General features: G+C 47.5%; 19 protein-coding genes. 7 read left to right on the top strand and 12 right to left on the bottom strand.

Features of this window, described 5'->3' with window-relative positions; all coding sequences use genetic code 11:
- Positions 1 to 188: 188 nt before the first annotated feature.
- Together btsR and K0H59_RS13130 are read right to left on the bottom strand one after the other, a co-directional pair.
- On the bottom strand, positions 189 to 899 hold the full coding sequence (gene btsR / locus K0H59_RS13135; RefSeq protein ID WP_220053367.1) for a two-component system response regulator BtsR: 711 nt from the start codon (positions 897 to 899) through the stop codon (positions 189 to 191).
- Positions 896 to 2,578 (bottom strand): sensor histidine kinase, encoded by a 1,683-nt coding sequence (locus tag K0H59_RS13130; protein ID WP_220053366.1) that lies wholly within the window; start codon positions 2,576 to 2,578, stop codon positions 896 to 898. Before K0H59_RS13130 ends, btsR begins: the two co-directional genes overlap by 4 nt.
- 128 nt (positions 2,579 to 2,706) lie before the next feature.
- Here K0H59_RS13130 and K0H59_RS13125 point away from each other — a divergent pair, with 128 nt between their 5' ends.
- The gene (locus K0H59_RS13125; protein ID WP_088213051.1) at positions 2,707 to 2,958 is read left to right on the top strand and encodes a YecH family metal-binding protein; all 252 of its coding nucleotides are present in this window, start codon (positions 2,707 to 2,709) and stop codon (positions 2,956 to 2,958) included.
- A gap of 281 nt (positions 2,959 to 3,239) precedes the next feature.
- On the opposite strand, the gene K0H59_RS13120 is transcribed toward K0H59_RS13125, so the two are convergent.
- The 6 genes from K0H59_RS13120 to K0H59_RS13095 all read right to left on the bottom strand — a co-directional run bounded on the left by K0H59_RS13120 (position 3,240) and on the right by K0H59_RS13095 (position 7,413).
- The gene (locus K0H59_RS13120) at positions 3,240 to 3,581 is read right to left on the bottom strand and encodes a replication protein RepA (RefSeq protein ID WP_088213050.1); all 342 of its coding nucleotides are present in this window, start codon (positions 3,579 to 3,581) and stop codon (positions 3,240 to 3,242) included.
- Positions 3,568 to 4,236, bottom strand: a complete 669-nt coding sequence (locus K0H59_RS13115) for an AAA family ATPase (protein ID WP_086902600.1) — start codon at positions 4,234 to 4,236, stop codon at positions 3,568 to 3,570. The genes K0H59_RS13120 and K0H59_RS13115 overlap by 14 nt, the downstream gene beginning before the upstream one ends.
- Positions 4,237 to 4,313: 77 nt before the next feature.
- Positions 4,314 to 4,616: a PilZ domain-containing protein gene (locus tag K0H59_RS13110; protein ID WP_011717488.1), complete on the bottom strand. Its 303-nt coding sequence runs from the start codon at positions 4,614 to 4,616 to the stop codon at positions 4,314 to 4,316.
- A 151-nt stretch (positions 4,617 to 4,767) separates the two neighbouring features.
- Entirely contained in the window at positions 4,768 to 5,172 is a 405-nt protein-coding gene (locus K0H59_RS13105) for a phosphate-starvation-inducible protein PsiE (RefSeq protein WP_011623180.1), read from the bottom strand.
- Between the two features lie 149 nt (positions 5,173 to 5,321).
- Positions 5,322 to 6,494 carry an NnrS family protein gene (locus K0H59_RS13100; protein ID WP_220053365.1) on the bottom strand — a complete coding sequence of 391 codons (1,173 nt, stop codon included), beginning with the start codon at positions 6,492 to 6,494 and terminating at the stop codon, positions 5,322 to 5,324.
- Positions 6,495 to 6,903: 409 nt separating this feature from the next.
- Entirely contained in the window at positions 6,904 to 7,413 is a 510-nt protein-coding gene (locus tag K0H59_RS13095; RefSeq protein ID WP_011717486.1) for a DUF2062 domain-containing protein, read from the bottom strand.
- Positions 7,414 to 7,445: 32 nt separating this feature from the next.
- On the opposite strand from K0H59_RS13095, the gene K0H59_RS13090 reads away from it, so the two are divergent.
- Genes K0H59_RS13090 through K0H59_RS13075 form a run of 4 tightly spaced genes read left to right on the top strand, consistent with a single transcriptional unit; the run spans position 7,446 to position 12,779 of the window.
- On the top strand, positions 7,446 to 9,767 hold the full coding sequence (locus K0H59_RS13090) for a DNA internalization-related competence protein ComEC/Rec2 (RefSeq protein ID WP_220053364.1): 2,322 nt from the start codon (positions 7,446 to 7,448) through the stop codon (positions 9,765 to 9,767).
- 32 nt (positions 9,768 to 9,799) lie between these two features.
- A complete protein-coding gene (msbA, locus tag K0H59_RS13085; RefSeq protein ID WP_220053363.1) occupies positions 9,800 to 11,602 on the top strand; it encodes a lipid A export permease/ATP-binding protein MsbA in 1,803 nt (600 codons plus the stop codon).
- Positions 11,603 to 12,610, top strand: coding sequence for a tetraacyldisaccharide 4'-kinase (gene lpxK / locus K0H59_RS13080; protein WP_220053362.1), 1,008 nt, complete (start codon positions 11,603 to 11,605; stop codon positions 12,608 to 12,610).
- A complete protein-coding gene (locus K0H59_RS13075; RefSeq protein ID WP_011623174.1) occupies positions 12,600 to 12,779 on the top strand; it encodes a Trm112 family protein in 180 nt (59 codons plus the stop codon). Before lpxK ends, K0H59_RS13075 begins: the two co-directional genes overlap by 11 nt.
- A gap of 129 nt (positions 12,780 to 12,908) precedes the next feature.
- On the opposite strand, the gene K0H59_RS13070 is transcribed toward K0H59_RS13075, so the two are convergent.
- Complete coding sequence (locus K0H59_RS13070; RefSeq protein WP_220053361.1) at positions 12,909 to 13,373, bottom strand: hypothetical protein; 465 nt, start codon at positions 13,371 to 13,373, stop codon at positions 12,909 to 12,911.
- Between the two features lie 165 nt (positions 13,374 to 13,538).
- Here K0H59_RS13070 and K0H59_RS13065 point away from each other — a divergent pair, with 165 nt between their 5' ends.
- A complete protein-coding gene (locus tag K0H59_RS13065) occupies positions 13,539 to 14,228 on the top strand; it encodes an energy-coupling factor ABC transporter permease (RefSeq protein ID WP_220053360.1) in 690 nt (229 codons plus the stop codon).
- A gap of 88 nt (positions 14,229 to 14,316) precedes the next feature.
- Here the strand turns inward: K0H59_RS13065 and K0H59_RS13060 are convergent, their stop codons facing one another.
- The 3 genes from K0H59_RS13060 to K0H59_RS13050 form a co-directional block, all read right to left on the bottom strand.
- Complete coding sequence (locus K0H59_RS13060) at positions 14,317 to 14,673, bottom strand: glutathione S-transferase N-terminal domain-containing protein (protein ID WP_011717480.1); 357 nt, start codon at positions 14,671 to 14,673, stop codon at positions 14,317 to 14,319.
- Between the two features lie 234 nt (positions 14,674 to 14,907).
- Positions 14,908 to 18,126, bottom strand: a complete 3,219-nt coding sequence (locus tag K0H59_RS13055) for a DUF748 domain-containing protein (RefSeq protein ID WP_220053359.1) — start codon at positions 18,124 to 18,126, stop codon at positions 14,908 to 14,910.
- Positions 18,127 to 18,356: 230 nt separating this feature from the next.
- The gene (locus K0H59_RS13050; RefSeq protein ID WP_011717478.1) at positions 18,357 to 18,737 is read right to left on the bottom strand and encodes a VOC family protein; all 381 of its coding nucleotides are present in this window, start codon (positions 18,735 to 18,737) and stop codon (positions 18,357 to 18,359) included.
- 350 nt (positions 18,738 to 19,087) lie between these two features.
- Between K0H59_RS13050 and K0H59_RS13045 the strand changes: the two genes are divergently transcribed.
- Positions 19,088 to 19,792: a DUF445 domain-containing protein gene (locus K0H59_RS13045; RefSeq protein WP_220053358.1), complete on the top strand. Its 705-nt coding sequence runs from the start codon at positions 19,088 to 19,090 to the stop codon at positions 19,790 to 19,792.
- Positions 19,793 to 19,811: the final 19 nt, after the last annotated feature.

Below are 19,811 nucleotides of genomic sequence, written 5' to 3'. Positions count from 1 at the left end.
ATCTCCCCATTTTGAGTTGTGCAGAGTGTAAACAAGTTGTTTACACAAAACAGGGCTAACTGGGTGAGAGGTCGATAATGCTGACTCAGCGGCAATAGAATGGGGCGAGCGGTTGCATACGTATGTCATTCATAAGTATTAACCGTCCCGAGCGGTTAGGAGATGAGCATAAGCGGTTAATAATCGGACTATTGGAAGCCAAACAATTGCTTAAGGCTTTTGAGGTAGCGGCGGGATACGGGCACTTTGTCGCCAAGTAGGGTGGTGACTTCGGCGCCGGTATCGAGCAGTTCTATCTCAGCAATGGCCTTGGGCGAAATTAGATATTGACGATGACAGCGCACCAGCGGCGTTTTTTCCTCTAATACCTTCAGCGTGAGCTGGGTGTGGACCTTGCCTTTGGTGCAAGCGACATGAATACCGCTTAAATCGCTAAACACATATTCAACATCTTGAATGGGGATGACTTTTAACTTACTGCCGCTGTAACAGGGCAAATGCTCCAGCGTCGCTGGCGCGATCAGGTTCACTGCTTGTGGCGTCAGATCCTTACGCACTCGTTTCAAGGTTTGGCTGAGACGTTCGGCATCTATGGGTTTGAGTAGATAATCAAAGGCATGATTATCAAAGGCTTTGACTGCAAACTCATCGAACGCGGTCACAAACACGATTTTCGGCAAAGTGTCGGGATCTAGCATGGCAATCAACTCCATGCCGGAAATCCGCGGCATTTGGATGTCGAGAAAAATCAATTGAGGTTTTTCTTTGGCAATGGTTTGCAGCGCTTCAATCGCATTGGAGCATTGGCCGATAAGCTCAATATCGGCTTCTTGGCCGAGCAGATCGGCCAGTTCCTCGCGGGCAAACAATTCATCGTCGACAATTAAACAAGTGATCACGTGTTAGTTTCCGTCTGTTCTATGGGTAAGCGAATGGTGACTTTGGTGTACTCATCCGGCTCGCATTCCACCTGAATGCCGTACTGCTCGCCAAACAGGTTTTGGATCCGTTTATGGACTAAGTTCATGCCTAGCCCTTCAGAACCCATAATGGGTTGATAAAGCCCTGCATTATCAGTGACTTCTAAGACTATTACCTGTTCATCCATCCGGCCTGTCACCTTGATTTGCCCTTGTTCAATCATATGTGAGGTGCCGTGTTTGACGGCATTCTCAATGATCGGCTGCAGGGTAAATGCAGGTACTTTGCAGTGATAGAGTGACTCAGGGATAGCGATATTGACCTGTAATTTATCAATAAATCTCGCTTTCTCAATGGTGAGATAGGAGGCGATGTGATCGAGCTCATCCCCGAGTGTCACTAAACCCGTGGTACGCTTTAAATTGATCCGCAAAAACTGCGATAACTGCTGTAGCAGTTGCTTCGACATATCGGGATCGCGCTTAATAATCGCACTGATGGTATTGAGTGCGTTGAATAAAAAATGGGGATTCACTTGAGCTTGCAGCAATTTGAGTTCGGCTTGGGTCAGCAGATTTTGCTGCTGTTCAAAGCGGCCATAGAGGATCTGGTTTGACAATAGCCGCGCAATCCCTTCGCCTAAGGTGCGATTAATATTCAAGAACAATTTATTTTTTGGCTCGTATAACTTGATGGTGCCAATGACTTCGGTGTCGCTACGAAGTGGGATCACTAGGCTCGAACCGAGTTTACACTGGCTCGAAATCGAGCAGGAATAGGGCATTTCTACCCCATCGGCGAACATCACTTTGTTCTGGTTAATGGCCTCAAGGGTTATTTTTGAGGAAATCGGTGTGCCGGGAATATGATGGTCAGCCCCTATGCCAATAAAAGCCAAGAGTTTTTCGCGGTCGGTAATGGCCACTGCGCCGACATTGGTTTCTTGGATCACAATTTGCGCAACCTTACCGCTACTCTCTTCGTTAAAGCCCTTGGAGAGTAAGCCCACGCTGCGCTCGGCGATCTTGAGCGCCTTGGTCGAGAAGCTGGAGGAAAGCTTATCGAACATGGTTTTTTGGTCACGGATCATGCTCATAAACAGCGCCGCACCGATGGAATTAACTAAGAGCATCGGCGGTGCAATCTGTCGAACTAATTCCCAGGCATCATCTAAGGGGCGGGCGATCAGTAGAATAATGCTCATCTGCATCATTTCGGCGTAAAAGGTCACTAGGCAAACTAACAGTGGATTGTAGATAAGCTCGCTCTTGCCCGCGCGGCGCAGGTAAAAACTGATCATGCCCGCTGACAGGCCTTCGAGGGTAGTGGAAATGGCGCAGGCTAAATCGGTAAAACCACCCATACTGTAGCGGTGCAAACCTCCCGTGATACCGACTAAAAATCCCGTGACAGGACCGCCGAGTAAGCCACCTAATACGGCGCCCATCGCGCGAGTATTGGCAATGGCGCCCGAGGTTTGCTCGCCAAAATAAGTCGCCATGATACAAAAGCTTGAAAAGATAAGATAAATAAATACCTTGTGCGGTAGGCGGGGGGAGGTTTCGGCGAACAGTTTAAAGAGTGGCGTTTTACTGACCAAATACACTATCACTAAGTAGAGTGACATCTGTTGAGTCAGGAGCAAGATCAAGGACATAGTGGCTCACTTTATCGTCATTGCAGTCGGCACAGGCATTGAAATCGGCAGTATGTGCGCAAGATCAGGGTTAAAATTCAACAGTTCGGATATAAAGCTTAATCTTTTTTACATCTTTTGGAGAGACTATGTCCGATTCTGTTCACGGTCATGACGTTATGGCGCTGATGGTAGCGCAAGAAAATCCGCTTTTAAAGCCTGAGTTTATCGCCTTGATGGCACAAACCTTTGGTGACAATGCACGTTACCACACTTGCAGCGCCGATAATCTACAGGCGGAAGAGCTGATTAGCTTATTACTGCGCAAAGGAAAAATGCTGGAGTCTGCGCAAGGTTTGACATTGGTTGTGGGCCGGCAGTGTAATCATTCACACCACTAGATGATTTAAAGTACTCTTGCTAATCGAAGCCTAGCTAATCGAAGCTTAGGCAATAGAAGTTGAGCCTAATTGCAGTCTAGGTCATATGAGCTTGGGCGAACTGACCTTAGTCGATATAGCGTCGGTCCAGTTTAGAACCATTGGCCGCATTAGGTTGCGGCCAATTAAATCTCCCGAAAGCGGAATTTTATAGAGGTTTGCATCGCGGCAGTTTTATTGCAGAAAACTTAAGCAGTTATCACTCACCGATAACCGCTAATATCAATGCATAAATAGTCGAGTTAACCTTCATTTTTCTTACTTTTATTGACTACTTTGAGTTGTTCTTCAGCTGTTCTGTGGCTGAACTCATCAATCAAAATCCGCAGCAGCCGCGATTTAGCAATCTTGGTTTCCTTTGCCAAGCCATCGAGCTGGGAAATACTGGTTTCGGTTAAGGTAAAAGTGGCATGGCGGTAAATCTTGGCGGACTTTTTATCTAATCCCTTAGGCTCGGCAGTGGGGAGGTTAAGAATACTCGCCTTGCCAAGAGCATAGTTATTGGCATCTTCAATAAAATCATCAACAGAAACCGACTTGATGACTTGTTTGGGTTTCTTACGTTTAAGATCAGTTAAGCTCATAACTATTTTCTGGAGGTAAGGTGAACAGCTCATCCACAATTGCGCGGATTTCATCGGCCGCTTTTCCATCGGGCTCAATTTCCATCACGGACGATCCTTTTTCCTCACTGTCATCGTAAATATTGCGGCAGAACGTCACCGAATTGAGCACGCGTAACCCGAAGGATTGCACCACTTCTTTGGCCTCTAAAATACGTTTTACCTGTGTGGGCAGCGCGGGGCATTGGGTGAGCACTATGGTGGCCACCATTTTGGGGTTAACCATTTTACAGGTGCTGAGCATGTCTTCCATATGGGGTAAGGTTTTTAGATCGCGACGCTTTGGTCTTAAGGGGATCACCACATAAGTGGCCACCGACATCGCGGCGCGCATCGCAAGGTTATCTTGACCACCACAGTCGACAATCACATAGTCAAAACGCTCATTGAGACTAAGCAAATCGTTACGAATTTTACCGTAGAGTTGAATACAGTTAATGGCAGGGAGGCTAGGGTCGTTGTTTCGGGCTTGGATCCAATCGGATGTGGTACGTTGTGGGTCACAGTCGACCATCAGCACATTGGCGTCAAATTTCTGTTTTATGTAAACCGCCAGATTTTGCGCGAGGCAACTCTTGCCACTACCACCTTTTTCACCACCCACCAGCAATATCATAGCTATGTCCCCTGTACGAATAGTTCAACTAATTCAGTGTAGAACAGCTCAATCGACCCTGCGTAGCTGGATTGAAATTAAAGCAATTGCATGGCGACATGATAGCTTTGATCATGACGTTTAGAGCAGCGGCAGACCTGACCTTTAACGCTATTCTCATGATCGGTGTCAGGATTAAAGGTCACAGTGACTAAATCACCCAGCGAGAACGGTTTTTTATAATCAAACAAAATGCCTCGACGGGCTAAATCGATGCACACGCCTTGGTCGGTATGGTTTACATCGTCGTTATCTGTCCAATGTAAGAGTACGCGCTCAGCTTCCATATCCACGCGAAGCGACCCACGTTTTTCTTCAAATCCTGTTGGATGGTCACCCATAACTCAATTGCCCCGTAAATAATTGATCTCAGTAAAACTAGCATAATTGCTTTTTGGCAGAATACCAATGTGAAAGCGAGGTCTTTGGTGGGGATTTTACTGGCAAGAACATGGCGCCATTGCCTTTGGCTGGCAATGACGCGCGTGAGAATTAATTATCGTATTCTTGATTTTTAGGGTAGGGCATTTTTAATTGGCCCCAACGGATAACGATAACCGTGGCCGCTAAGATCAAAGTCGAGAGTGAAATGGCGGCAATGCGCCAGTCATCCATGCTCTTCATATCTAAGATTAAGTACCGCGCTAGGGCGACAATCGCAATGTACAGCGGCATACGCACGGGTAATTTGCCCGATTCGGCGTAGTTAGCCACCATGGCGAGCACTTCAAGGTAAATAAACAATAACAGTAGATCGGCAAGCGCGACGGCGCCGACGTTAAAGACATGAACAATTTCTTGGCCGATGGCGACAACGGTCGCAATGGCGATGATGATTAATACCAGATGCTCAACGGCTTTTAAGCCCTTGGCACCGTATTGACGATAAAATGGCATAGGTACTCCCTACTGAATATTTTTATAAATAGTAACAGTAAAAATACCTTAGGTAGGGAAAAGAGGCGTGATTCTCTGTGACTCAATTCACAAGATAACAATTGCTTGTTGAGCCACAGAATCAAAGCGCCGTGATTTTAGACGCCGCTTTAGCCTGGGCGACCATCGGCCCTTACGCGACAAAGCATAGGTCCATAACAGTAACAGAAACAACCAAAGGCTAAGATCCACAGCGCAATGGCGGCGAGCATGAGTTCGATAAACCAGGCACTAAGTAAGCCCGCGAGGACGCGCAGCACTGTGGCGAGGAGGATTAAAGCAAAAGCCAGCGCCATTGGTCGCGGCGGCGTCAGTGTACGCCCCGTATGCCCGAGCGAGACCCGTGACATCATCGCGAGGATCATTCCGCCCAATCCCCCAACAGTAATGGCATGCATGCCAACGGAAAGTGGCAATCCCGCGGCAATCAGCCCTAAACCGATGGGGATACATAAGTAACTTAAATGCAGCGACCATAATAGTGGCACTGGCCAACTGGCATTCCATCCCCAGCGAGACCAACGAATGAAGAGCACTAAGCCTGCGACACCTGCAAGAATACGGGTCAATAATATTTCTGTTAAAAAGAGACTTATCACTAGGGCTAATAGGCTAGCAAAACTTAAATACTCTATTGCTTGGATAGGAGACTGTTTTTGCCATTGGGTCGCTCGCTCAGTAAAAAACGGGATCACCCGTCCGCCGAGCAGCGCAACAATAACCGCGACCAATATCACTGCGGCATAGAGTCCGTTATTCATCCAATTCAATTGATTAGTCATTAAGCTGTAATAACTCACGCCGTTGAAAACGGTGAGTAAACTCAGAATGGGGATAAACACAAAGTTGCGCCACTGGCGAACCTCAATCACCGAAATGGCTAATAAGACCGCCGTTAAGGGTAAAAACAGCAGATCGATGACCATAATGGCCACAAGCGGAATGTTGAAGGGCAATATGAACAACAAACGAGGCAGTAGCCATACTAAAAATAGTCCAGCTAAAGGCATACCTTTAATGCTAGGGCGTCCCGTCCAGTTTTGAACGGCCGTCAGTAAAAAGCCTGCAACTACAGCGCAGACAAAGCCAAAAATCATCTCATGACCATGCCACCAAAGAGGATTGAGTGTGCTTGGCAGTAACGACTTGCCTGAGAGCAATCCGCCCCATATGCCCAAACTTAAGAGACTAAACAGGCTGGCAAACAGGAAAAAGGGTCTAAAACCTAAGCGAAACAAGGCCACTTTGGGTTGTAAGTGTGCGGGTTCATCAATATTCAGCATACAGAGCAGTGGTGAAGGTGAACATAGGAATATTTTAAGCTGCAAATAAAATGAATGTATATATCTCCTTATGAGTAACAGTCAGTTTACTGCAGTGAAAGCTGTTTATTTTGCGGTTAGATGTGATGGATTAGCTCTTAGATCCGAGACGAGATACAGGCTGCTTTACGATTCGAGTTTAGCTAGTTGCAGGTGTGACAAGGTATGGGAGGGGAATGCATATAGGAGTTAACTTGTTCAATATCTAGAGCTGGTGAGCCAGAGAAACTCGATACTACAGGTTAAGCAAATGTATCTAAGCTGGACACTAACAAGACATCTAAGCGCTTATCAAAGTGATTAAATGCGCTTAGATGCTCTTAAATAAAATACGGGTGAGCCACTGGATGGTGCGGCAAAGATTCGGCAATTATTTTGTCTTACGTTTTTGCCATTTAAACATGATGGAGTATTTCCACAGATTACTGATCGTCAGGTATCCCAAGGCGGAAAATATGACTCCCAACACTAAGCAACCAAGCAAAAATGCAGGGCCAATGGTGGCCAATGAAGATTCAATCCATTGCCAGCTGGCTTCAAAGGCAAACTCCTGCGGCGCATGGCCAAGAATTTTTGCGCCCAATAAATAAGCGCCATAAAACATCACTGGCATGGTGAGCGGGTTGGTGATCCACACTAATGCGACAGAGACAGGAATATTGACATTAAACAGGATGGCGAAAGCGGCGGCGACGACCATTTGAAACGGCATTGGGATCCAAGCGACAAACAAACCTATGGCAAAGGCCCCCGGGGCAGAGCGGCGATTAAGCGCCCACAGATTGGGGTTATGTAATAAGCGACCGAAAATGCGTAGGTGTTTGTGCTCACGCAGGGTTTCAGGCTTAGGCATATATTTTTTGATTAATTTTTTTGGCATAGGCTGAAATTGCTGTCTTAACTTAATTCACTATGAATGGATTCATTTTTGGCTTTAGTGCCACCTTATTATCAGCGATGTTGTGGCCCTCGCTGCTGCCAATCAATTCTTTACCCTACCTTTGCCTTGGGGCACTCATCTTATTCAAAAAAGCGCCTAGTTTGTCTGGCGTACTTTTCGCGATGTGTTGGCTTACGGGGTTTTGCTTAGTCTTATCTCGGCAGGATCTTCCTTTATCGCAACAGCCAATTCAAGTGAGGGCCGAAATCATATCACTAGTTAGTCAAAACAGCGACTGGGTTAGCTTCGATATTATTGTCGATAAACCAAATTTAATCTTTTGGCCAAGGGCGAAGTTGCGACTCACTTGGCAATCTCCCGAAGCGGTGCAAGTGGGGCAAGTTTGGACATTCACGCTGATGCCTAAAACTATTTCTAGCGTGTTAAATCAAGGTGGCTACAACGAGCAAAAGCAATTGATTAGTCAGCATATTGTTGGCAAGGGCAGGGTACTACATGCAACGTTAGAAACATCGCATTTTTCATTAAGAAATTATCTGATTAGCCAATTATCCCCTAAGTTGTCGACATTTGCGCAGGGGGATATTTTGCTCGCGCTGATCTTGGGCGATAAGCAACTCATACCAGCCAGTAAGTGGCAGGCATTAAGGCAAACCGGAACTGGGCATTTAGTGGCGATATCTGGGCTGCATTTATCTGTGATCACCGCTTGGGTTTATGTATGCACGCTGTTTCTATTAAGCCGCTTCGCGGCGCATCCGAGCAGGCGAAATCTAGTGATTGCGCTATTGCTCGCCGGAGGTAGTGCCTTATTTTATAGCTATTTAGCGGGGTTTGCCGTTTCGACTCAACGCGCGTTAGTGATGATTTTATTGATCATGCTGCTGAGTTTATTAAGACGCTACTCGAGTGCGTGGGACCGTTTACTGTTTGCACTCTTTATTGTGCTTTTGCTCGATCCGCTTGCCTGTTTGAGTGCTGGCTTTTGGCTGTCGTTTTGCGCCTTGGCGATTATTTTATATACCTTGGAAAGCGCGCCGTGTATTCAGCCCGTTAAAGGTAACGCTACCTTTAGGGCAAAAGCGAGAGGGAGACTCACGCAGTTTTGGTCGATTCAATGGCGTTTAAGTCTGGTGTTAGGGCTGGTACAGGCGGTGTTTTTCGGCGGCCTAAGCGTACACAGTCTGTGGATGAATATGCTGGTGGTGCCGTGGTTTAGCTTAATCGTTATCCCCTTGTCTATGCTGGCGTTTATCCTCTGGTGGTTAAGCACGCTTTTTGGTCAAGCATGGTTTGCGTTGTTCCATCTGGCTGATTTAACACTGTTACCCTATGGCAAGTTATTGGAACTTAGTGGTGATTTACCCGCCCATTGGCATTCGGTCTCTGAGACCTTGCTCGGGGCCAGTCTGTGCGTACTGTTGGCCCTAATACTGTTGCGTTATCTTCCGCATCATAGTCGGTATTGGCTCTGGCATTTACCTTTAGCCTTGCTGTTTATTCCGTTCATATTAGTGATTTTTCCACGAGTGACTGAGTCCTCGTCCCCTCAGTGGACACTACACCTACTCGATGTGGGGCAGGGATTGGCCGTGGTGATTGAACAGGATAAACGCGCACTTATCTATGACACGGGCGCCGCCTTTGGTGAGGATTTTAGCTATAGCGAACGGGTGATTATCCCGTTTATTAACAGCAAAGGCTTAGCTCAGGTGGATTATATTGTTGTGAGTCATGGGGATAACGACCATGCTGGCGGTGCCGAAGTGCTGGCTAAAGCCTATCCAAGGGCAAACTGGATAACCGATGTGGCTCATTTAGAGGGGATGCCCTGTGTGCCGCAGCAAATTCAGTGGCAGCAATTAACGTTAAACTTTATCTCGCCTCAGACTGCCAAGGGAGGGAATAACGCCTCTTGCGTGCTGCGTATTGATGATGGTGTGCACAGTCTGCTACTGAGTGGTGATATTGAAAAGGAAACCGAAGCGGTACTGATTGAACAAGCGCTCGCAGGCGCCGAGCTTAAAAGCCAAGTGCTCATTGCGCCGCACCATGGCAGCCGCACCTCATCAATTCCTGCCTTTATCGATGCAGTCGCCCCTGAATTAGTGTTGTTTCCGGCAGGTCTTAATAATCGTTATGGTTTCCCCAAGCCCGATGTGGTTGCGCGCTATCAAGCGCGTGATATTCATTATTTAACGACGGGGCGAGAAGGGCAGCTCAGCGTTTCTTTTGCTGCTGGACGGCTCGAGGTGAAGACCTATCGGCGTGATTTGGCGCCATTTTGGTATAACCGCTTGTTTAGATTTGGTGACTTGATTAATCCAGAGTAGAATGGCCACTTTGCCATAATTTAGTGTTTTCAATGACAGCATCTCCTAAAGACGAAATGTGGACAGTTTTCAAACGACTACTGGGCTACCTCAAACCGATGAAGGGCATGTTTTTGCTTTCAGTTGTCGGCCTGATTGTATATGGGCTTGTCGACGCGGCCTTTATTTCTTTTATCGGTCCTTTTATCGATAAAGGCTTTTCCAGTACACCGGCGATCAGTAACGGTATCGCACTCCCCACTAGCCAAGGTTTTCATGCCGATAACCAAGTGTTATTAATGGCGCCGATAGTGGTTATTTTGATGTTTTCCCTGCGTGGTTTTGCGAACTTTGTCTCCACCTACGGCATTTCTTACATGAGTGCGCGTTTGATCATGGATATGCGCCAGCAGGTGTTTGAGCATTATCTGAGCTTGCCCGTGAGCTACATGGATAAAGAAAACACCGGGAACTTGATTTCAAAAGTCACCTTCGATACCGAGCAAATTGCCCGCGCATCGGGCAGTGCCTTGATCTCCATCGTGCGAGATGGGGTGACGGTTATCGGTATGCTTGCGCTGATGTTTTATAACTCGTGGAAGCTTTCCCTCTGTATTTTAGTAATTGGCCCGATTATGGGATTGGTGATCACTATTGTCAGTCGCCGCTTCCGTAAGGTATCGAAACAAATCCAAACGGCGATGGGTGATGTCAGTGCCGCCACCGAGCAGATGATCAAAGGTCATAAAAACGTCTTGGCCTTCGGCGGACAAGAAACCGAAACGGCGCGTTTCGCCAAAGTGAATGACAGAAACCGTCATCAAAATATGAAACTCGCCGTGGCGCAGGCCATTAGCCAGCCTCTGATCATGGTGATTGGCTCCTTTGCCTTGGCCTTTGTGCTCTATGCGGCGAGCCTAGATAGCATGAAAGCCGATTTGACCGCAGGTACCTTCGCGACCATCCTCGGCGCTATGATGGCCATGTTACAACCCATCAAAAACCTCACGCGTGTGAATGCCGAATTTCAGCGCGGTATCGCAGCCTGTACCACGGTTTTTGAACTGTTAGACATTTTGCCTGAATCCGATACGGGTACTTATAGCGTCAAGCGTGCTAAGGGCAACTTACGTTTCGATAATGTGTCCTTCAGCTACGACGGGCAGGAGCGTCGCGCCTTAGATAATATCGACTTCGAGGTGACTCAAGGGCAAACCTTGGCTTTAGTCGGTCGTTCTGGTTCGGGTAAATCCACCATTGCCAGTCTGGTGACACGTTTCTACACGGGCTTGGAATCTGGCGACATTCTGCTTGATGATGTCAGCATCTATGATTACTCATTGAAATCGTTACGTAATCAAGTGGCACTTGTGTCGCAGCAAGTGACGCTGTTTAACGATACTATTGCCAACAATATCGCCTATGCCTATCCCGGCGAAGCGACCCGCGAGCAGATTATCCAAGCGGCGACCTTAGCCCATGCGATGGAATTTATCGAGCAACTGCCCGAAGGTTTAGATACCCAAGTGGGTGAAAACGGCGTGTTATTATCGGGCGGTCAGAGACAACGTATCGCGATTGCCCGCGCTATGCTGCGCGATGCGCCTGTGCTGATCCTCGATGAAGCCACCTCAGCACTCGATACCGAATCTGAGAAGGCGATTCAGCAAGGGCTGGATAATCTTCGTCAAAACCGCACCTCGGTCGTGATTGCCCACCGTTTGTCGACCATTGAAAGTGCCGATCAAATTTTAGTGGTCGATCAAGGTCGTATCGTTGAGCGCGGTACCCATAAATCCCTGCTGGAACTTGGCGGCATGTATGCCAAGTTATACCAAATGCAGTTTGGTAGCTAAATGCAGGCGCTGGTAAATAAAATTTGGTACGAGGGCCACCCATTGTGGTGGCTCTTGCTGCCGTTTTCTGTGCTATTCGCTTTAATCACCGCGATTCGTCGCAGCCTGTTTCGCTTAGGACTCAAATCCCAAACCGCATTACCCGTGCCCGTTATCGTCGTCGGCAACATTACCGTTGGCGGCAGCGGTAAAACCCCCACAGTCATCTATTTAATTGAGTTGTTACGGCAACATGGGTTTAATCCAGGTGTGATCAGCCGAGGTTATGGCGCGGATATTCAAGGGGTCAAAGTTGTTACTGCGGTGGATAGCGCGGCGGCTGTGGGCGATGAGCCCGCCATGATAGTAGCGCGCACCAGTGTGCCTATGGTGGTGGGAGCCAAACGTGTCGATACCGCCAAGGCATTGCTGGCAGAGTTTGCCGTGGATGTGATTATCTGTGACGATGGCTTGCAGCATTACGCCCTCGGCCGTGACATTGAGCTGGTGGTGATTGATGGAAAGCGCGGTTTAGGGAATCGTCATTTGCTGCCCGCAGGGCCGCTACGGGAAGGGGCTTGGCGCCTTAATCAAGTGGATTTTGTGGTGGTCAATGGTGGGCCCGCTCAGGCCAATCAATTTGAGATGCAGCTGAGTCCGAGTGCAGTGTTACCAGTCAACCCTAAGGCTGAGGCCGTGTTTAACCCGACGCAGCCCGTGGTGGCAATGGCGGGTATTGGTCATCCGGCGCGCTTTTTTGAGACGTTAACGCAGCAAGGCATTCAACTCGCGTTATCCCATGGTTTTGATGACCACCAAGCCTACGATAAACACGTGTTATGCGAGCTTGCGGCATCTCGCCCGCTGATGATGACAGAAAAAGATGCGGTTAAATGTCGCGATTTTGCACAAGAAAACTGGTGGTATTTGGCTGTGGATGCCAAGCTATCGCCACAATTTGATCAACAGCTGCTGAGCCGTGTGCGCTCTGTGGCTGCAGCTAAACAAGGAAAATCCCATGGCGTTTGATAAAAAACTGTTAGACATAGTCGCTTGCCCTGTGTGCAAGGGAAAATTGGAATACGATAAAACAACGCAGCAATTGATTTGTAAGGCAGACAAATTAGCCTATCCAATCACGGATGGGATCCCTGTGTTACTCGAAAACCGTGCAGTTCCCTTAAACGAAGCGGTTTAATTGCAGACTGAATGAATTGAGGCTTTGATTTAGCGTTCAGTGAGTTAGCTAAGTAAAGCGTTGAAATAAGGGCGATAACTTCGCCCTTATTTTTTTCTTTTTACTGGTAAAGATAAGCACTCAAACTTGCTAAAAGCGCGCAAATTTTTGTTTGTCTTCCTCGGTGGCACCTTCTTTACATTCTCCGCGAATTTCGCCGCGTCCCGATTCAATATTTCGACTCAATTCGAAATAACCCTCGCGGCAATAGCCTGTCATTTCTAAGGTTTTTTCTAAGCCCAGCTCCACCTGTTTACCCCAAATCTCGAGTGAGTCGGCCTGCTCTTTACGACTGCGGCGCTGTTCTCTAGGATCTTGGGCGACTTGGCGCATGCGTTCTTCGTGGGGGAAGGGGCGCTCGGCATTATCCTTTTTCGATTTGTCTTCGGCTAAACCGGCTTGATAGGTAAAGAGTTTTAGGCCATCGGCGCGCAGATCTGTGGTGAGCTTATCTTTAAACTTACCCGCAAACTCAGCGGGATCTATCGGGGCGCTGCTACAGGCGAGTAGGGTAAAGCAGCTCAGCAGTGTCAGACTTATCGATCTTAATGGCATATGAAGGATTACTCTTAGGTGATTCACTTATCGAAGAATACCTTAATATGCCGCGAAATATCATGCAATTATGGGTTTTATTCACGATATACTGACTCTCGTATACCGTGATTATCTTTACCGCTTTATCACGCCGAATGGCGCTGTACTGAGGGAGCCTTTGTCATGTTGGACTTTTGGGCGAATCGTTTGGCACAAATCGAATGGGATATCAGCCCATTGCAGTGCCTAAGTCTATTGCTACTGGCGCTGTGGATTTATGCCATCTGGCCTAAGGAGGAGCTACAGCAAGTACTGAAGGATAAAGGCCTACAATGGCGGCTGTTATTGACCCTGATTGCGGTAAATACCCTGTGGTTGCTCAATGCCAGTATTCAAGTGGGATTGCATTTACACTTCTTAGGCATAGTCACTTGCCTACTGATGTTTGGTTGGCGTTTAGCCACGGTTGCCTTGCTGCTACCGAGCGCATTTTTCAGTGTGTTTGTGTTAAAACAGCCCGCCGAATTTGGTGCCTTTAGCTTGTTTGCTATCGCTATTCCGCTGTTCTGTGCCTTTATCCTCTACAGCCGTAGTTATCATTTGTTTCCTAAGCATATTTTTGTGTTTATTTTTGTCGGCGCCTTTATTAACGCAGGATTGTCGACGGTTTTTCATCAATTCAGTTGGGCGTTCTGGCTGTGGTGGTCAATGGATTATGACTGGGGCGTGTTGATTGATAACTATCTGATGTTAATCCCGCTATTAGCGTTCCCTGAAGCGTTACTCAATGGCATGGCGGTGACGCTGCTCGTGGTGTACCAACCCCAATGGTTGTTTGACTATTCCGATCGCGAATATCTTTGGCGTAAGTAAACGTGGCGTAAGTAAAGAAAGGCGCAAATAAACCTGGTGCTTAAAGCTAGGCGTAAATAAAAAGCGCGCCATAGGGCGCGCATTTCATTTAGGCAAAGCGTTGATCTAAGTAGTTAATAATTTCTTTCGACTCATACAGCCATTGTACTTGGCCATTTTCTTCGATGCGTAAACAAGGAACCTGTTGTTTACCGCCCTGAGCGATCAGCTCATCTTTGTGCGGAGATTGTTTTGCATCAACCGTTTGAATATTCAGTCCTTGACGACGCATAGCGCGGCGCACTTTAACGCAGAAAGGGCAGGCATTGTACTGATATAAGGCCAGCGCTTGGGTCTGGGCGTCAATCTGTTGTTGTTCTGCCTGTGGGCGTTTACGCTTCTTTGGGGTGAACACAAAGTTCAGTAACAAAATGATCCGGCCTAAAATCCAGCGAATAATAAACATAATTACCTCGAATAAAGTGTGTTAGCGCGCCGCAGTATGGGTAGTGCAAAAGGGCATTTCGTTGTCGAAAAGACTTGGCGAAATGTGATTCCGCTCGCATAAAGCCGCAGAGTGTAACCTAAGGGATGCGTGAGGCCAAGTAATTGAGACTGAGGCTGTTAGTCGACTTTAGTTATAAAAACGCCCAGTGGTCACTGGGCGTTTTGTTATCCATGTTTTGGTGTCGGTGAGTATTTAGTTTGCGTCGATACTCATATTCACCTGCGCCGCATCTTGGCTCAGAGTCACGCGGCTCTCGAGTAGGAAAATCCGCTCTGGCGCGATTCCTTTACTGTCGACAAGGTAGGCTTTAACCGACTTAGCCCGCTCTTGGGCTAAATCGCCTAACATGCCAGGGCTAACTGTTTGCGCTTTTACCGTGAGGTTATACAGTGCAATATGCCAACGGGTGGTGAGTTCCTCTTTGCTCAGTGGCGCATCTTTGGTCTCAGCAACAATAGTGTCTTTCACATCATCCGGATTGGTTTTGACTTCCTGCTCATACAGTTTGACCAGCGCATCGGCCAGTGGGCCTTCGGTTGGGAATTGGCTCGGGCTGAGATCCGCGGGTAATTCCGCCAGTGGCAGATTGGCTAGCGTGGCCAGCTTGCGTTTCATCATGCGCTCGGCAATCGCTTGGCTATCCTTGATGGCATCGACGCTGCCCTCAAGACTCAATTTGAGCATTGGGCGATCGTCTAAGCCTTTAGCGAGTTTATCTAAGCTTTCTAGCTCATGTGGGCTGAGTACAAATTGCCCCGGATTGAAGGGGATTTTATCCAAGGTTTCATCTGAACCTACAAGACCCGCAAGGAAAGAGAAGGGCGCTGTCACGGCCTTAGTGATCACATTGGTGATGGCCGTCATGATAATGCCGCCGACACTAAAGCTGGGTGAGTCTAAGTCGCCGGAGACTTCCATCCCAAGGTCAATCACGCCGTGGCGGTCCTGTAACAGGGCAATCGCTAATGTCACGGGCAAACTAGTGGCTAAGTCACTGTTGCTGCGTTTACCCAGTTTGAGCTGATCAATCACTAAGTGGTTGCTGCCCTTGAGTTGGTTTTGCTCCAGTTTGTAGTTGAGCGCTAAGGACAATTGCCCCTTATCGATGTAATAGCCTGCATAGGTGCCTGAATAAGGATTGACAGAGGTTAGCTCGACACTCTTAAACACTAGGTCTAAGTCAAGATAAGGCTTATCCAGCAGTGGGTTAATATCCCCTTTTAGGGTCACTGGCGCATAACGATCGATTTTCCCTTTAATATCGACCGATGCTGTCGTGCCGGGTTTGGAGGATAAGTGACTGATATTGCCTTCAAGCTGCTCAATGCCTGAGGCAAAGTTAGGCGTGAGGGAGTTATCGGCGAAAAATGCCGAGCCTTGGTTAAAGCTGATTTTCTGAATATCTAAGCTTAACTCGGGCTGCTGAGCCGTTGCATCGGGGCTGCTCTGCGGCTTGGCCTCTGTCTTGGCCGTTGTCGCAGTCGTCTTAGACGCGTCAGTCGCAGGCGTTTCCACAATCAGATTACTGATATTGGTCGTGCGATCCTTAGCGATAACCACCTTAGCGTAGGGCTGATTAAAGCTTAGATGGTCGATATTAATTTTATTCAGCTGCTGGTCGAAATCGAGCTGATTAATATGCATTTTTTGCCATTTAACCAAGGGGGCTTTACGAATGTTGTCGAGGATACTCAAATCATCCAGCTCAACACTGCCTTGATAAATCGCTTTGCCTTTGCCGTCGGCATTTAGCTTGCCATCACTGCTGAACAGGCCGCTGCTGAGCTGCATATTCACATAGGGCGCAAGGTAGGGTTGGAATTGGGCTAAGGCGAGCTGCTCGACTTTAAGGTCGGCGTTAATTGACTCACTAGGCACATCGACTTGCCCCTTAGAGATAAAGCGTCCTTTATCATTTAGAGCAAAGGAAAGTTCGTATTCGATAGGCGCCTTTAAATCGCTCACTATGGTTTGTGTTGCAAAATTAAGGGGATAAACACGCCATTGCTGTGCGGTTTGGGTGAGTTTATGTTCCGCAAGTTGAATATCGTAGTTTTCTATACTCAGTCCGCCCAGTGTCACTAACCAGGCATCTTGCTGTTCAGCTGCGCTCGTATCCGAGGCTGCTTGTGAAGCCGATGCGGCTGACGCGTTCGTTTCAGCTGGTGCTTCTGGTGTTTGTGCTTCAGCTGATGTGTTTGGCGCTGCGGTATCTGTGCTGGCAGCCATAGATTTTGGCATTAACAGCTGCGCTAAATCGATGCCTTGTTCGTCCAGCTTGGCTTTAAGGCTTAAACCTTCACTGTGGATTTGCTTAATGTCGACGCGCTGTTTGGCGAGGTTGAGGTTTATTCCATCAATCGCCAGCAAGGGTAAGGCGATAACGGACTGGTCGCCATTGAGTAAATCAACTTTCTCTACAATCACTTGGCCTCGGTCGGCCGTGAGTTGTACGTTTCCATTCGTTGTCAACTCAACTTGGTAATGACTGTTGATACTGAGTTCACCCGCCGCCAGTTTTACCTTGAATTGGTCGGCTACAAATTGCCAGAGTGGTGCGAGTTGCAGTTTGGCGAGCTGTGCATCCCCGATAAGCTTAAAGGGGAAAAGCTGGAATTGTCCGGCAAGGCTGACTTCGCCCGCATGGGCATCCTGCAACTGGGCGACAAATTGGTTGTGCAGAATACTCGGAGGATTCGATGTTGAGTTGGCCTGAGTCGTAGGCGTATCTGTCGCGGGCTTATCCTGAGATGTCGTCGCTTGGCCTTTTGTTGGGCTTGCAGGATTGGCCGTCATCAAATACTCAGTATCTAACTGACTGAGTTTGAAGTTAATATTGGGGTAATCAATCAAGGCCTGGGTGATGTTATCATCAAATTTGAGCTTGCCCGCACTTAAGCTGAATTCACCTAATATCACTCGCGGTGGGTGGGTATTTTCAGCTGCGGTTTCAGGCTCACTCGGCGTTTTAGCCTGATTGAGGGTGGTAATAATATCATCGAAGTTAAACTGGATTTTCCCTTGGGTTTGAAACCGACGGATATTGGCGAAGGGGCCTTGTAGCTGGATATGGTCAATCACCACGGCTTGATTAAACACTGACTGCCAAAAGTTGACTTCAAATTGCAGCTGAGATAATCCTGCAAAGGCTTGATTATCTTTCTCTTTAACTTCGAACTGTTCGATATTGACTTGGAAGGTAAAAGGATTGACCCGCATATCCTGCAGCGTCACAGGACGGCCCAATACTTCTGCAAGCTTCTCTGGGGCGAAAGACACTACGGCCTTGGGGAGTACCAGTCCAAGGATAATCAGGTAACTTAAGTAGATTATCGTTAAATAGGCGAGAATTCGGTGGTATCGAGGACGGCTAAAGAACGCCAGTTTTAACCGTGATAGCTGAGTCAACATAGTGAGATTAAGGCTCCAATACGCACGCAGGCGCGAAATCTATCAATAAATGCGACTATTCTAGCGAATAATGCTCAGGTGTACATGAGTTGTTTTTAGTTTTTCCAATTAAATCTGAGCATTACCTTATGGTAACGAGTTTGAACGTCAAGCAATATTAAACAATAACCCTCTGTTCACAGCAGTAACGTTTCTGCCAATCAAACGCAATTAGATGCAGTCGAAACGGCTTAGGCTGAGAGGTAACTAATTGCGGCGATAATGGCGCCCTGTGGATCTTTTATCCAACAAAAACGACCCACTTTAGGAATATCCTCTGGGCCGAAGAGAATATCACCGCCGAGTTTTTTCGCATTAATAGCGACCAAATCGACGTCGGCCACTGTGACGTACCCCGTCCAATGTGAAGGCAAGGCTGGGATCAGATTATCGGTAATACCGCCAATACCTACGCCTTGATTTTCAATGAGATGATACTGACCATGGGGCATTTTGACCGTTCTAAACTGCCAACCAAACACTTCTCCATAAAAGCGCATGGCTTCTTCGGTATCGTGGGTCGTGAGTTCATGCCAACCTAAAGCACCAGCGGTATTAAATGCAGAGTCCATAAGCACATCCCTTATGTTTACGTGATTGAGCAAGGTTGTGGAGTTTTTGTCCCCTTGAGTGTAGACGATGCTTTTCAATAATTCCTAAGCGCGTTGAGAAATGTGCAATTATTTTTCCTTAAAATCATTAAACTAAGTTAATGTTAATTAATGAAATAACCTCATTGACGCTACTCGCCGTTAGCGGTGTAAGGCTAGCCCGGCTAGCGCTTGAGTTAGCTGGGTTTGCACAATGTTTTATCGGTATTTGGCTGCGTTTTCATCCTTTTTCTGCATTAGACCTGCATCCCCTTCACTTGCTAAACTAGCGCCATTTGCAATCGCATCGATAGCTTAAGAGGGGAGTAAGATTGAATAAGAGTTTAGTGACAAATGTGCTAGCGGCCATTTGCGTTGCATTGGGATACGCATTGAGCCAACCCATTCTGTTTAATGTTGGTTTATTTGCTTTATCTGGCGCCATTACTAACTGGCTTGCGGTGTATATGCTGTTTGAGAAGGTCCCAGGTTTATACGGTTCAGGCGTCGTGCCATCGCGTTTTGAAGAGTTCAAAGCGGGGATTGCACATCTTATGATGAAGCAGTTTTTCACCACTGAGAATATTGACCGTTTTCTGTCGGAAAAAGAGGGAATTAGCCAAATCGATTTAGCGCCTGTGATTGATAAAGTGGACTTAGCGCCATCCTTCGATGCTTTAGTTAACACTGTGGCTCAATCCTCCTTCGGCGGCATGTTATCCATGTTTGGCGGCACTGAGGCGTTAATGCCGTTAAAGGAACCCTTTATCGAGAAGATGAAGGCCTCTTTGGTGGAAATGTCCGAGAGTGAGCAGTTCCGCAACCTATTGAAACAAGAGATTGAACAGCCGAGAGTGATGGCCGATCTACAAACGAAGATCGCTAATATCGTTGAACAACGCCTAAATGAATTAACGCCGCAAATGGTTAAACAAATCGTGCAGGAGATGATCCAGACACATTTAGGTTGGCTCGTAGTGTGGGGCGGGGTATTTGGTGGCGCTATCGGACTTGTCGCCGCCTTAGTACAAGGTTAATCTGGCAATAGCCAGCATA

The sequence above is a fragment of the Shewanella sp. FJAT-51649 genome, assembly GCF_019457435.1.
Lineage (GTDB): Bacteria > Pseudomonadota > Gammaproteobacteria > Enterobacterales > Shewanellaceae > Shewanella > Shewanella mangrovisoli.
Note: the sequence above shows the minus strand (reverse complement) of the source record. Positions and strands in the feature narration are given on the sequence as shown.

Bases quoted from the DNA above. Each gene is read 5' to 3' on its own strand.
- lpxK (WP_220053362.1), top strand. From the start codon at position 11,603: ATGCAGGCGCTGGTAAATAAAATTTGGTACGAGGGCCACCCATTGTGG.
- K0H59_RS13110 (WP_011717488.1), bottom strand. From the start codon at position 4,616: ATGGGTGACCATCCAACAGGATTTGAAGAAAAACGTGGGTCGCTTCGC.
- msbA (WP_220053363.1), top strand. From the start codon at position 9,800: ATGACAGCATCTCCTAAAGACGAAATGTGGACAGTTTTCAAACGACTA.
- K0H59_RS13055 (WP_220053359.1), bottom strand. From the start codon at position 18,126: ATGTTGACTCAGCTATCACGGTTAAAACTGGCGTTCTTTAGCCGTCCT.
- K0H59_RS13090 (WP_220053364.1), top strand. From the start codon at position 7,446: ATGAATGGATTCATTTTTGGCTTTAGTGCCACCTTATTATCAGCGATG.
- K0H59_RS13130 (WP_220053366.1), bottom strand. From the start codon at position 2,578: ATGTCCTTGATCTTGCTCCTGACTCAACAGATGTCACTCTACTTAGTG.
- K0H59_RS13060 (WP_011717480.1), bottom strand. From the start codon at position 14,673: ATGTTTATTATTCGCTGGATTTTAGGCCGGATCATTTTGTTACTGAAC.
- K0H59_RS13065 (WP_220053360.1), top strand. From the start codon at position 13,539: ATGTTGGACTTTTGGGCGAATCGTTTGGCACAAATCGAATGGGATATC.
- K0H59_RS13105 (WP_011623180.1), bottom strand. From the start codon at position 5,172: ATGCCATTTTATCGTCAATACGGTGCCAAGGGCTTAAAAGCCGTTGAG.
- K0H59_RS13050 (WP_011717478.1), bottom strand. From the start codon at position 18,737: ATGGACTCTGCATTTAATACCGCTGGTGCTTTAGGTTGGCATGAACTC.
- K0H59_RS13125 (WP_088213051.1), top strand. From the start codon at position 2,707: ATGTCCGATTCTGTTCACGGTCATGACGTTATGGCGCTGATGGTAGCG.
- K0H59_RS13070 (WP_220053361.1), bottom strand. From the start codon at position 13,373: ATGCCATTAAGATCGATAAGTCTGACACTGCTGAGCTGCTTTACCCTA.
- K0H59_RS13095 (WP_011717486.1), bottom strand. From the start codon at position 7,413: ATGCCAAAAAAATTAATCAAAAAATATATGCCTAAGCCTGAAACCCTG.
- K0H59_RS13075 (WP_011623174.1), top strand. From the start codon at position 12,600: ATGGCGTTTGATAAAAAACTGTTAGACATAGTCGCTTGCCCTGTGTGC.
- K0H59_RS13115 (WP_086902600.1), bottom strand. From the start codon at position 4,236: ATGATATTGCTGGTGGGTGGTGAAAAAGGTGGTAGTGGCAAGAGTTGC.
- K0H59_RS13100 (WP_220053365.1), bottom strand. From the start codon at position 6,494: ATGCTGAATATTGATGAACCCGCACACTTACAACCCAAAGTGGCCTTG.
- K0H59_RS13120 (WP_088213050.1), bottom strand. From the start codon at position 3,581: ATGAGCTTAACTGATCTTAAACGTAAGAAACCCAAACAAGTCATCAAG.